Source organism: Microbacterium sp. RU33B (genome assembly GCF_900155915.1).
In the GTDB taxonomy this organism is placed as follows: Bacteria; Actinomycetota; Actinomycetes; order Actinomycetales; family Microbacteriaceae; genus Microbacterium.
Genome location: NZ_FTPO01000001.1, coordinates 695,400 through 707,922, shown reverse-complemented (window position 1 = coordinate 707,922; position 12,523 = coordinate 695,400). Strand labels below are relative to the sequence as shown.

The following is a 12,523-nucleotide window of genomic DNA, read 5'->3' as shown; positions in this document are numbered from 1 at the left end:
GCGGGGCGTGGCATCATGTGTCTGACATGCCAGACAACGCCTACGTGCCGGCCGCCGACCAGACGCTGCGCATCCTGGCCCATCTCGCGCGGCAGCCCGGGCCCGTCGCGGCGAGCTCGCTCTCGGTCGCCCTCGGCATCCCGCGCTCCAGCGTGTACTTCCTCCTGACGACCATGGCGGCGCACGGGTTCGTCGTGCACCTCCCGGCAGAGCGACGGTGGGGGCTCGGCGCGGCCGCATTCGAGCTCGCGGGAGGCTTCGCCCGCCAGCAGCCGCTCGCCCGCCTCGGACGGCAGCTCGTCGCGGCCCTCGCCGATCGTACGGGCGAGAGCGCGCACTTGGCGGTGATGACGGGACGCGACGTGCTCTACCTCGTGGAGGAGCGGGCTCCGCGCCGGCCCGCGCTCGTGAGCGAGGTGGGCGTGCGGCTCCCCGCGCATCTCACGGCGACCGGGAGGGCGATGCTGGCGGCACTCCCGCGCGAGCAGGTGCGGGCGCTGTATCCGGATGCCGCATCGTTCGCCGATCGCACCGGGCGCGGGCCCTCGAGCCCGGGCGAGCTGCGCGACGTGCTCCGCCGCGTGCGCAGCGACGGGTACGCCTCGGAGGACGGCGAGGTCACGCTGGGGCTCCGCTCGATCGGCGTCGCCGTGACGGACCACACGGGCTGGCCGATCGCGGCGATCGCCGTGACCTATCCCGACGACGCCTCGCTGAGCCCCGCGGCGACGGCCGCGGCGATCGCCCCCGCAGCATCCGAACTGGGCCGACGCCTCGGCGGACGCTGACTGCGCGGAGCGTTCCCGATCAGCGCAGCACGAGACGCGGCTCGACCAGCACGTGCTCGGGAGGGGTCGCACGATCGCGCGGGGCGACGGAGTGGCCCGACGGTCCCATGAGCAGGTTGAGCACACCGGCCGCGACGAGTTCCGGCGACTGCTCGACGCTGGAGATCTCGAGCGCCTCGGCCACGGGAGTGTTGTCGAACCCGATCACCGGCAGACTGCGCCGGCCCGCGTCGGCCGCCGCCAGGTGCGCCCCCACGGCGTGGGCGTCGCTGACGCACACGAGACCGTCGAGGCCATCGAGCACGCCGGGTTCGGCAAAGATCTCCGACATCAGGCTGCGAGCGCCCGCCAGACCGTCTTCGGCCTCGAAGCGGGGCCCTGTGGCTCCCGCCTCCGCCATCGCCTGACGCCAGCCGCTCTCGCGGTCATCGCCGGTGCCGCTGCCGCTCGGCCAGCCGAAGAAGCCGACGCGCGGCCCCGCCGACGCCAGGAGATGACGCGTCGCCGCACGCGTGCCGGCGGCACCGTCCACGTCGATCCAGGCGAGCGCCGAGCCGTACACGTCGTCTCCGCCCCACGGGCGCCCGAACGAGACGAACGGCACATCGCGTTCGATGAGCCATCCCGTCCGCGGATCGCCGAAGAACGTGCCGGTCACCACCACCGCATCGATCTCCGCGCCGTCGACGAGATCGGCGAGCCGCTCGATCTCCTCGTCCGCCGACCGCGCGCTGTAGATCAGCACCCGCATCCCTCGCTCGCTCGCCCGCTCCGTCAGCGCATGGACGAATCGGTCGAGGATGACTCCGGATATTCCGCCGAGATACGGGTCGAGGTGGATGCCGATCGTCGAGCTGCGCCGGGTGCGCAGTCGGCGAGCCGCGGCGTGCGGGCGGTAGGCCAGTTCGGAGATGGCACGCTGCACGCGCTCGCGCGTCTCCTCACGCACGATGTCGGGCGAGTTGAGCACGTTCGAGACGGTCTGGCGGGAGACCCCCGCGACGCGCGCCACGTCTTCCACGGTCGCGGGCTTGGCCATCGGCACTCCTTCGCGCGGATCGGAACGTTCAAATCACTGCGGCCAGGTTAGCGCCCGGATGCTTGACAGCGGCAGTCATCCGCTCGTATCTTCTTCTCAACGGCGCGATTTGATCGTTCAAAGTTTGAACGATCAAATCCAAGAGTCCTCATCACAGCGGTGTTTATCAAAGGAGACAGACATGACACGTAAGTCACGCGCGATCGTCGGAGCGGGAGCGCTGGCGGTCGTCGGTGCACTCGTCCTGAGCGGATGCGGCGGATCGAGCTTCGACGAGCCGACCGACGCGGGCGACGGCGGCCTCACCTCGTCCGACGACGCGCTCACCATCCTGATCGGCTCGAGCGGCGAGGCGGAGACGACAGCCGTCGAAGAGGCCGTCGCGGCCTGGTCGGCGGAGTCCGGCGTCGAGGCGGAGGTGCAGGTCGCCAACGACCTGTCGCAGCAGCTGGCCCAGGGTTTCGCGGCCGGATCCCCCGCCGACCTGTTCTACCTGTCGACGGATCAGATCGCCGGCTTCGCGAGCAACGGATCGCTCGCGGCCTACGGCGACATGCTCTCGAACAAGGACGACTTCTACCCCTCGCTCGTGGAGAACTTCACGGTCGACGGCGAGTTCTACTGCGCGCCGAAGGACTTCTCGACCCTCGCGCTCATCATCAACACCGACCTGTGGGCGGCAGCGGGTCTCACCGAAGCCGACATCCCGACCACGTGGGAGGAGCTCGACGCCGTCAGCACCGCCCTCACGACCGGCGGCACGGTCGGCCTCGCCTTCGGCACGGAGTACCAGCGCATCGGCACGTTCATGGCACAGGCCGGCGGCGGACTCGTCGTCGACGGCGCGGCCGTGGCCGACAGCACCGAGAACGTCGAAGCTCTCGACTACGTCAAGGCGGGACTCGAAGCCGGCAACTTCGCCTACGCGTCCGACGTGGGCGCCGGCTGGGGTGGCGAGGCATTCGGAAAGCAGCTCGCCGCGATGGTCATCGAAGGCAACTGGATCGGCGGAGCCATGAGCAACGACTTCCCCGACGTCAACTACCTCGTGGCCGAGCTTCCCGCGGGTCCGGCGGGCCCCGGCACGCTGCAGTTCACGAACTGCTGGGGAATGGCCGCAGACAGCCCCAACCAGGAGGCCGCGCTCGACCTCGTGGAGTACCTGACGACGGCGGAGCAGCAGCTCGCGTTCTCCGAGGCCTTCGGCCCCATGCCGTCGGTCGCGTCCGCCGCTGACGCGTGGACCGAGGCGAACCCCGACCTGGCCGCCTTCCTCAACGGAGCCGAGTACGCCCAGTTCCCGCCGAACGCCGACGGAGCCAGCGACGTCATCGCCGACTTCAACGCCCAGCTCGAAGGACTCAAGACCGGCGACCCCGCCGGCATCCTGCAGTCCGTCCAGGCCAACCTCGAGGCCGTGGTCGGCTGACCATGACCGCTCAGGTCACCACCCCCCGCGCCGGATCCCGCTCGTCCGGGATCCGGCGCGGGGAGGCCGCCGCCGGATGGATCTTCACGGCTCCCGTGATCGTCATCCTCGGCGTGTTCCTCTTCGTCCCGGTGCTGATGGCACTGTGGGTGAGCTTCTCCGACTGGAGCGGCCGCGGAAGCCCCCTCTCCGGCAACGTCGGCTTCGTCGGCCTCGACAACTACGCCGCCGTGACCAGCGGAGGCGGGCTCGCCGAGCGCGACTTCGGCATCGCGCTGCGCAACAACGCGTGGTACGTGGCGCTGGTCGTGCCCCTCCAGACGATCCTCTCCCTGTTCCTCGCCGTCCTCGTGAGCCGCGCGATCCTGCGCGGTCGTGGATTCTTCCGCACGGCCTTCTACTTCCCGTCGATGACGAGCTCCGTGGCGATCACGGTGCTGTGGCTGTTCCTGTTCTCCACCACCGGTGTCGTGAACGAAGTGCTGTCGTGGATCGGCATCGCGGGGCCCAACTGGTTCAGCGACCCCCGCGGCATCGTGCACGTCGCACTCGGCGCGGTCGGCGTCCAGACGGGTCCGGAGTTCCTGACCTCCGGGCAGTTCCTGGGCATCAGCTGGTGGGAGTGGATCGCGGGGCCCTCGGTGGCGATGAGCGCCTTCATCCTGATGGCCGTCTTCACCACGAGCGGCACCTTCATGCTGCTCTTCGTCGCCGCCCTGCAGAACATCGGGAGCGAGCTCGGCGAGGCGGGCATGATGGACGGCGCCAGCGGATGGCAGCGATTCCGCCTGATCACGCTGCCGCAGCTGCGTCCGACGCTGTTCACGGTGCTGACCCTCGGGCTGATCGGATGCTGGCAGGTCTTCGACCAGATCTACACCGGCACGCAGGGCGGCCCGGCCAAGACGACGCTGACCCCGGCCTACCTGTCGTACGACTCGGCCTTCATCGGCCAGGACTGGGGCGAGGGCGCAGCGATCGCGTTCATCCTCTTCCTCATCATCATCGCCTTCACGGTGCTGCAGCGCTGGGTGCTGCGCGAACGCCCCGTGTCCAAGCGACGAGCACGGCAGTACCAGCCCAAGGGGACGCGCTCATGACCTCCACCGCCACCGCCGAGGCCGAGGTGCTCATCCAGGCCGCGCCCGCGCGCCCTCCCCGGCGCCGCTTCTCACGGTCCTCGATCGCCGGGCAGGTCGCGCTGTACGCGATGCTCGCCGTCCTCGCGCTGATCTACATCTACCCGTTCCTCGTGCAGGTCGCGACCTCGTTCAAGACCGACGTGGAGGCGGCATCCGATCCCATCGGGCTGATCCCCAACGTCTGGTCGCTGGCCGCCTACGAGCTGCTGTTCACGCGGAGCGATTTCCCGCTGTGGTTCGCCAACTCGGCGATCGTGACCATCGCGGTCACCCTCGGTCGGGTGTTCTTCGTGTCCTTGGCGGGGTACGCCCTCGCGCGGCTGCAGTTCCGCGGCCGCGGTGTGATCTTCGCGCTCGTCGTGGCGGTCATGGCGGTTCCGGGCGTCGTGCTGCTGATCCCGAAGTTCCTCGTGCTGAACCAGATCGGACTGTACGACTCGTACGCGGGGATGATCCTGCCTCTGCTCGTCGACGCCGCGGGGGTCTTCATCATGAAGAACTTCTTCGAGTCGATCCCGCCCTCGGTCGAGGAGCAGGCGCGTATCGACGGGGCAGGGCCCTTCCGCGTGTTCTGGTCGATCGTGCTGCCGATGGCCCGGCCCGCGCTCATCACGATCATCATCCTGTCGTTCCAGGGATCGTGGAACGAGCTCAGCCACTTCATCGTCGCGACCCAGTCGCCCGAGCTCACGACCCTCACGAAGGGCGTCGCATCGCTCGCGTCCGGTCAGCTGAGCCAGGGCAGCCAGTATCCGATCAAGCTCGCCGCCGCGGCGATCATGACCATCCCGGTCGCGATCGTGTTCTTCGTCTTCCAGAAGCGCATCATGAACACCACCGAAGGAGCTGTCAAGGGATGACCACCTCGTCGACCGGAGCGCCCGCGTTCCAGCCACTGATCCACGACGGAGTGGTCGCGCTCCGCGCGCCGACGCAGGTGTGGTCCACGACCGACGGCGAGATGGGCGCGCACCCCATCGACGGGATCTACCACGGCGATGTGCGCCACATCCGCGGCCTCCTACTGCGGTGCGACGCGGCGGAGGCGGAGTGGATCTCGGTGGCCCCGCGGGGTGCGTCGCGCGTGGTGTTCGGGGGTCTGCTGCGTGCACTCGACGACCCCTCCCCCGATCCGAAGGTGCGGATCGTCCGGGATCGGCACGTCGAGGATGCCGTCGTGCGCGACACGATGACCGTGGTGTCGAACGTCGATCACGACGTGGAGGCGACGCTGAGCGTGCGGTTCGTGCCCGACTTCTCCCCCCTCCAGGAGATCAAGGCGGGCCAGCCGAACGCCCACGCGTGGAGCGCGTCCACCGAGACCGAGTCGGCGACCGTCACGTCGGAGCGGCGGTCCTTCACGCTCACGGCGCCGGGCGCCACCGTCGTGGCCGACGACGACGGCGTGAGCCTCGAGTGGCGCGTGCGGGTCGCACCGCGCACGTCGGTCGAGCTCTCCTGGACGGCGCTCCTGCACGATCCCGACCTCGTCGTGCGCGGTGCGACGGGAGCGACCGGTTGGGTCGTGCCCGAGATCGACGGCGACCCGCGCCTGCAACGGTGGCTGGATGCCGCGCTCGGCGACCTCGACGCGCTCCGACTCGCGCTCCCCGACCGCCCGGACGAGGAGTTCTTCGCCGCCGGCGCCCCGTGGTTCCTCACGCTGTTCGGCCGCGATTCGCTGTGGGCTGCCCGGCTCGCCCTGCCGATCGACCACCGGATGGCGGCATCCACCCTGCGCGTCCTCGCGCGCCTGCAGGGCGAGCGCACCGACGCGGACTCCGCGGAGCAGCCGGGGAAGATCCTCCACGAGCTGCGCGGCGAGCCGCTGGCGATGCCCGGCGAGGGGATCGTGCTCCCGCCGGTCTACTACGGCACGGTCGACGCCACCGCCCTGTGGGTGTGCCTCCTGGCCGACGCGTGGCGTGCCGGGATGCCCGAAGCCGAGGTGCGCGACCTTCTCCCGGCGCTCCGGGCCGCCCTGGACTGGCTGCTGCACGACGGCGACAACGACGGCGACGGCTTCCTCGACTACATCGACGAGACCGGCCATGGCCTGGCGAACCAGGGCTGGAAGGACTCGGGCGATTCGATCCAGTGGCGCTCCGGCGAGCTCGCCGAGGGCCCGATCGCGCTGTGCGAAGTGCAGGGCTACGCCTACGAGGCCGCACGGGCGGGCGCAGACCTGCTCGACCACTTCGGCGAGCCCGGGAGCGAGACGCTCCGGGAGTGGGCCGCCGAGCTGAAGGAGCGGTTCGCCGCATCGTATTGGGTGACGACACCGGAGGGCCGCTACCCCGCGATCGCCCTGGACGCGCACAAGCAGCCGGTCGACACCCTCACGAGCAACATCGGCCATCTCCTGGGCACCGGCATCCTCGAGCCCGACGAGGAGGCGGCCGTGGCAGCCCTGCTCACCCGACCGTCGATGCTGTCGGGCTACGGGGTGCGAACGATGTCGACCGAGGCGGGCGGCTACTGGCCGCTGAGCTACCACGGCGGAAGCGTCTGGACCCACGACTCGGCGATCATCGCGCGCGGGATGGCCCTGGCGGGCCTCACGGAGGCGGCGGATGCCGTGATCGACGGCCTTCTGGCGGCCGCCGAGGGCTTCGGATTCCGCGTGCCCGAGCTGCACTCGGGCGACTCCGCCGCCGAGACGTCGCGCCCGGTGCCCTACCCGGCGGCGTGCCGGCCGCAGGCGTGGTCGGCGGCGGCGGCGGTGACGGCCGCGACCATCCGCGGGCGGTTCAGTCGACCCTGACGACGCGTCCGCCGGTGAGGACGACGAGCTCGTCGTACGTCAGAGGGAAGACGGTGTGCGGCGTGCCGCCGGCCGCCCAGATCTCCGGGTGGTCGGCGAGCGCCTCGTCGATGATCGTCGTGAGGGGCGCGGGATGCCCGACGGGGGCGACCCCGCCGATGGCCTGACCCGTCGCCTCGCGCACCTGCTCCGGCGTCGCCCGGACGATCTCGGCGCGCCCGAGACGCTCGGCGAGCGCCGCGGTGTCGACGCGATGCGATCCGCTCGTCATGACGAGGATCGGCTCGCCGTCGGACCAGAACACGAGACTGTTCGCGATCGCCCCGACCTCGACGCCGAGGGCCGCGGCCGCGAGCACCGCGGTCGACGCGGCATCCGGGAGCACCACGATCTCCCCCGGGATGCCGGCGGCGCGAAGGGCGTCGTGGACGAGACGGCTGCGGGGCGAGAGGTGCGCGGTCACCCGGTCAGCTTAGGGCGACGACGGGCGGGCGGAGGCGAAGGGTCGCCTCACCTGCATGGCGGTGCCGCGGGATCTGGTCGAGACTCAGGGCATGAGCCGACTGTGGCGGATCCTCTCGCGGTACCCGGTGATCACCGTCACGGTCCTCGTGGGCATCGCGGTGCTCGCTCTCGATCTCGCCGGCCTCGATCAGACGAGCAGGTGGATCGCGACGGTCTACGTCTCGATCGTCATCCTGTGGACCCTGATCGGCATGATCCGCGACGTGCTGCGCGGCCATGTCGGACTCGACGTCCTGGCGGTCGTGGCGATGGTGGCCACGCTCGCCGTGGGCGAGTACGTCGCCTCGCTCATCATCGTCCTCATGCTCTCCGGCGGTGAGGCGCTCGAAGACTACGCCGGCCGCCGCGCCAAGCGCGAGCTGACCGCCCTGCTCGACCGGGCTCCGCAGCTCGCGCACGTCATCGTGCATCCGTCGGAGGCGACGGCGGACGACGTGCAGGATGTCGCGGCCGACGACGTGGAGGTCGGCAACGTCCTGCTCGTGCGGCCGGCGGAGGTCGTGCCGGTCGACGGCGTCCTGCTCACCGAGTCGGGGTCCTTCGACGAGTCCTCGATCACGGGCGAGAGCCTCCCGGTCACCCGCGAAGCCGGCGACGAAGTGCTGTCGGGCTCGGTGAACGGCTCGCGCGCCGTTCGCATCCGCGCGACCCGGCGCAGCGCCGACAGCCAGTACCAGCAGATCGTCGCCCTCGTCCGCGAAGCGGAGGGGTCGCGGGCCCCCGTCGTTCGCCTGGCCGACCGGTTCGCGATCCCCTTCACCGCCGTCTCGCTCGTCATCGCCGGCGCCGCCTGGGGCCTCTCGGGCGACCCGGCGCGCTTCGCGGAGGTGCTCGTGCTCGCCACGCCCTGCCCCCTCCTGATCGCGGCACCCGTCGCCTTCCTCGGCGGTCTGTCGCGGGCAGCGAAGGCCGGGGTGATCCTCAAGGGCGGCGCGGTCGTCGAACAGCTCGCCCGCATCCGCTCGGCCGCGTTCGACAAGACGGGCACGCTGACGCAGGGGCGCCCCGAGCTCGTGGCCGTGCACGCGGCACCCGGCTTCGACGCCGACGAGGTGCTCGCTCTGGCAGCCTCGGCCGAGCAGTACTCGAGCCACGTGCTGGCCGACGGCATCCGCCGCGCCGCCGCCGACCGCGGTCTTGCGCTGCACGGTGCGGCCGAGGCGCGGGAGATCGCGACCAACGGCGTCACGGCCCTCATCGAAGGGCGCGAGGTCGTGGTGGGCAAGCCGGCCTACATCGCCTCGCTCGCCCCCGACACCGAGCGCGCCGAGCTCTCCGCGGGCCAGGCTGCGGCGTACGTCGCGGTCGACGGCCGATTCGCGGGAACCATCGTCCTGGCCGACGACCCCCGGGACGAGGCACCCGGCGTCGTGGCGTGGCTGCGCGCCAACGGCATCGAGCGCATCGTCATGCTCACCGGCGACGCGCGCCCGACGGCCGAGGCCGTAGCCGCCGAGGTCGGCATCACCGACGTGCACGCCGAGCTGCTCCCCGCCGAGAAGGTGCATCTCGCCGGCGCGCTGCGGCCACGCCCCGTGCTGATGGTCGGCGACGGCGTGAACGACGCTCCCGTGCTCGCCGCTGCCGACGTCGGCATCGCCATGGGCGCGAAAGGATCCACTGCGGCGGGCGACGCCGCCGACGTCGTGATCCTCAAGGACTCGCTCGCCAAGGTCGTGGAGGCGATCGCGATCGGTCGGCACACGCTCCGCGTCGCGTACACCGCCATCTGGATCGGCATCGTCCTCAGCATCGCGCTCATGCTCATCGCGACCACCGGGGTCATCCCCGCCGTCGTCGGCGCTCTCGTGCAGGAGGTCGTCGACCTCGCCACGATCCTCTACGCGCTGAGGGCCCTCACCGGGCCCCCGGTCGTGCTCGACACCGGCTCCGCCACGCAGAACGCCGCAGTTCCTCCCGCGGAAGCCCTCGCATCCTGAGCATTGTGCTGAGTGATCGAAGGACAGGTTGATCACTCCGCCCGGAGATGGTGCAATGAGACCGGATGCCTCAACGCCGAGGCATCCGGAGCGCACAGCCCACGAGGCCAGCCGGAAGAGGATCGCGATGACCCACCACCTGCCCCTGCCCGAGTTCACGCACGAGCGTGTCGAGGTCGTCACCGGTCGCCGCAGCGGCCTGTTCATCGCCGTCGCGCTGCACTCCTCGGTGCTCGGCTCGGCCCTCGGCGGAGCCCGCCTGTGGACCTACCCGCACTGGAGCGACGGCCTCGGAGACGCCCTGCGCCTCTCGGCGGCCATGACGCTCAAGAACGCCGCAGCCGGACTCGACGCCGGCGGCGGCAAGTCGGTCATCGCGCTCGAGCCCGGCACCGTGCTCGATGCCGAGCGCCGTCGCGCCGCTTTCCTCGACCTCGGCGACGCCGTCGAGTCGCTCGCGGGTCTGTACCGTACGGCTGAGGACGTCGGATCGACGACCGACGACATGCTCGTCGTCAGCGAGCGCACCGATCACGTGGTGGGCCTCCCCGACGCGGTGGGCGGATCGGGCGAGCCCGCCGGTCCCACGAGCCTCGGCGTGTACGAATCGCTCCGCGCCACCCTCGAGCACATCTCGGGTTCGGCCGACGTCGCCGGGCGGCGCATCACGGTGTCGGGTCTCGGGCAGGTCGGCAGCCGTCTCGCGGTGCGCCTCGCGGCAGAGGGCGCCGTGCTCACCGTGACCGACGTCAATCCGGCCAAGCGCGATCTCGCCGTCGAGCTCGGCGCGCACTGGAGCATGCCCGGCGAAGAGCACCTCGTGCCCGCCGACGTCTTCGTGCCCGCCGGTATCGGCGGCCTCCTCACCGACGAGGTCATCGACGCCCTCGACGCGCGCGCGGTCTGCGGTCCCGCGAACAACCCGCTCGCCGCCCGCGAGGGCGCCGAGCGCCTGGCCGGTCGCGGCATCCTGTACGCGCCCGACTTCGTCGTGAACGCCGGCGGCGTGATCTACCTCGACCTGGAGGCCAAGCACATCGGCTCCCGCACCGAGATCATGGAGCGCGTCGCGGCGATCGGCGACACCGTGCGGCACATCTTCCGCGAGGCCGAGGAGCGCGGAGTCACGCCCCTGTCGGCCGCGGAGGGTCTCGCGGCGGAACGGCTCGCCACGGGAGGGCGCCGCGCCGTCCTCGCGCACTGAACCCGGTGGCATGATGGACCCCATCGTCGCGGCGACGCAGCCGCGACGGTGGACCGTCGAAGGAGACCCGTGTTCACCAGCCCTCAGCCCGACGTCGAGATCCCCGATGTCAGCGTCTACGACTTCCTGTTCGCGTCGCTCGACGACGACGATCTCGCCCGGATCGCGCTGATCGATCCGGCATCCGGAGCCGAGACCACCTACGGCCAGCTGCGGACGCAGATCGACGCGTTCGCCGGCGCCCTGGCGGCCCGGGGCGTGGGCACCGACACCGTCCTCGCGCTGCTCTGCCCCAACGTGCCCGCGTTCGCAACGGTGTTCCACGGAGCGCTGCGCGCCGGCGCCGCCGTCACGACGATCAACTCCCTCTACACCGCGGCCGAGATCGAGAAGCAGCTCCGCGACGCCGGGGCCACCTGGTTCGTCACCGTGAGTCCGCTGCTGGCCGCGGCGAGCGCCGCGGCGGACGCGGTCGGGATGCCGCGGGAGAACGTCATCGTGCTCGACGGCGCGGAGGGGCACCCGAGCCTGCGCGACCTGCTCGGTGAGCGGCATCCGGCGCCGGAGGTCGTGTTCGACCCCGCCACGCACGTCGCCGCGCTCCCCTACTCCTCCGGGACGACGGGCATCCCGAAGGGCGTGATGCTGAGCCACCGCAATCTCGTCGCCAACGTGCAGCAGTCGCGCGCGAACATCGACCTGCGCGACACCGACCGCGTGCTCGCGGTGCTGCCGTTCTTCCACATCTACGGCCTCACGGTGCTGCTCAACCTCGCCCTGAAGCAGCGGGCCAGCCTCGTGACGATGCCCAGGTTCGACCTGGTGGACTTCCTCACCCACATCCAGACGTTCGGCTGCACGTATCTCTACATCGCACCGCCGATCGCCGTCGCTCTGGCGAAGCATCCGATCGTCGACCAGTTCGACATCTCCACCGTCCACACCGTGTTCTCCGGCGCCGCGCCGCTCGACGGCGAGACGGCCGAGGCGGCCGGCCGCCGGCTCCACGCCCGCATGATGCAGGGATACGGCATGAGCGAACTGAGCCCCGTGTCGCACGCGATGCCGTACGACCGTGACGACGTGCCGGTGAGCTCGGTGGGGACGCTCCTGCCCAACCAGGTCTGCAAGCTCATCGACCTCGACACCGGCGAGGAGATCACCGAGATCGACGCCGACGGACGCACCCGGCCGGGTGAACTGTGGATCAAGGGCCCGAACGTGATGCTCGGGTACCTGGGCAAGCCGGAGGCGACGGCCGAGACGCTCGACGCCGAGGGTTTCCTGCACACCGGCGACGTGGCCACGTACGACGAACGCGGCTGGTTCACGATCGTCGACCGCGTCAAGGAGCTCATCAAGTACAAGGGCTACCAGATCGCGCCGGCCGAGCTCGAGGCGCTGCTGCTCGGGCATCCGAAGATCATGGACGCCGCCGTCGTCGGCGTGCTCGACGACGACAGGCAGGAGATCCCGAAGGCGTTCATCGTCGCCGCCCCCGACTCCGGGCTCGAGGCCGACGAGGTCATGGCGTACGTGGCCGAGAACCTCGCGCCGCACAAGAAGGTGCGCCGCGTCGAGTTCATCGATGCGATCCCCAAGTCCGCCTCGGGCAAGATCCTGCGCAAAGACCTCCGTGCGCGCGAAGGCGCGACGGCGTAGTCTCGACGCGGAAGACGGATGCCGCGTCCC

Annotated in this window: 10 protein-coding genes; 8 read left to right on the top strand and 2 right to left on the bottom strand. The window is 70.8% G+C overall.

Features of this window, described 5'->3' with window-relative positions:
* The first annotated feature begins 26 nt into the window (after positions 1 to 26).
* The gene (locus B0B14_RS03485) at positions 27 to 788 is read left to right on the top strand and encodes an IclR family transcriptional regulator (protein ID WP_076680113.1); all 762 of its coding nucleotides are present in this window, start codon (positions 27 to 29) and stop codon (positions 786 to 788) included.
* Between the two features lie 19 nt (positions 789 to 807).
* Here B0B14_RS03485 and B0B14_RS03480 read toward each other — a convergent pair whose 3' ends face one another.
* Positions 808 to 1,827, bottom strand: a complete 1,020-nt coding sequence (locus B0B14_RS03480) for a LacI family DNA-binding transcriptional regulator (protein ID WP_076680112.1) — start codon at positions 1,825 to 1,827, stop codon at positions 808 to 810.
* Between the two features lie 181 nt (positions 1,828 to 2,008).
* Here B0B14_RS03480 and B0B14_RS03475 point away from each other — a divergent pair, with 181 nt between their 5' ends.
* Genes B0B14_RS03475 through B0B14_RS03460 form a run of 4 tightly spaced genes read left to right on the top strand, consistent with a single transcriptional unit; the run spans position 2,009 to position 7,162 of the window.
* Entirely contained in the window at positions 2,009 to 3,256 is a 1,248-nt protein-coding gene (locus B0B14_RS03475; protein ID WP_076680111.1) for a sugar ABC transporter substrate-binding protein, read from the top strand.
* Between the two features lie 2 nt (positions 3,257 to 3,258).
* On the top strand, positions 3,259 to 4,356 hold the full coding sequence (locus tag B0B14_RS03470) for a carbohydrate ABC transporter permease (protein WP_076680110.1): 1,098 nt from the start codon (positions 3,259 to 3,261) through the stop codon (positions 4,354 to 4,356).
* On the top strand, positions 4,353 to 5,258 hold the full coding sequence (locus B0B14_RS03465; RefSeq protein WP_076680109.1) for a carbohydrate ABC transporter permease: 906 nt from the start codon (positions 4,353 to 4,355) through the stop codon (positions 5,256 to 5,258). Before B0B14_RS03470 ends, B0B14_RS03465 begins: the two co-directional genes overlap by 4 nt.
* On the top strand, positions 5,255 to 7,162 hold the full coding sequence (locus B0B14_RS03460; protein ID WP_076680108.1) for a glycogen debranching N-terminal domain-containing protein: 1,908 nt from the start codon (positions 5,255 to 5,257) through the stop codon (positions 7,160 to 7,162). Before B0B14_RS03465 ends, B0B14_RS03460 begins: the two co-directional genes overlap by 4 nt.
* Here the strand turns inward: B0B14_RS03460 and B0B14_RS03455 are convergent.
* Positions 7,149 to 7,625, bottom strand: coding sequence for a YbaK/EbsC family protein (locus tag B0B14_RS03455; RefSeq protein ID WP_076680107.1), 477 nt, complete (start codon positions 7,623 to 7,625; stop codon positions 7,149 to 7,151). The two genes, B0B14_RS03460 and B0B14_RS03455, sit on opposite strands and share 14 nt — an antisense overlap.
* Positions 7,626 to 7,716: 91 nt before the next feature.
* On the opposite strand from B0B14_RS03455, the gene B0B14_RS03450 reads away from it, so the two are divergent.
* The 3 genes from B0B14_RS03450 to B0B14_RS03440 all read left to right on the top strand — a co-directional run bounded on the left by B0B14_RS03450 (position 7,717) and on the right by B0B14_RS03440 (position 12,493).
* On the top strand, positions 7,717 to 9,627 hold the full coding sequence (locus B0B14_RS03450) for a heavy metal translocating P-type ATPase (protein ID WP_076681248.1): 1,911 nt from the start codon (positions 7,717 to 7,719) through the stop codon (positions 9,625 to 9,627).
* Between the two features lie 127 nt (positions 9,628 to 9,754).
* On the top strand, positions 9,755 to 10,831 hold the full coding sequence (locus B0B14_RS03445; RefSeq protein WP_076680106.1) for a Glu/Leu/Phe/Val dehydrogenase family protein: 1,077 nt from the start codon (positions 9,755 to 9,757) through the stop codon (positions 10,829 to 10,831).
* Positions 10,832 to 10,900: 69 nt separating this feature from the next.
* Positions 10,901 to 12,493, top strand: a complete 1,593-nt coding sequence (locus tag B0B14_RS03440) for an AMP-binding protein (protein ID WP_076680105.1) — start codon at positions 10,901 to 10,903, stop codon at positions 12,491 to 12,493.
* Positions 12,494 to 12,523 lie beyond the last annotated feature (30 nt).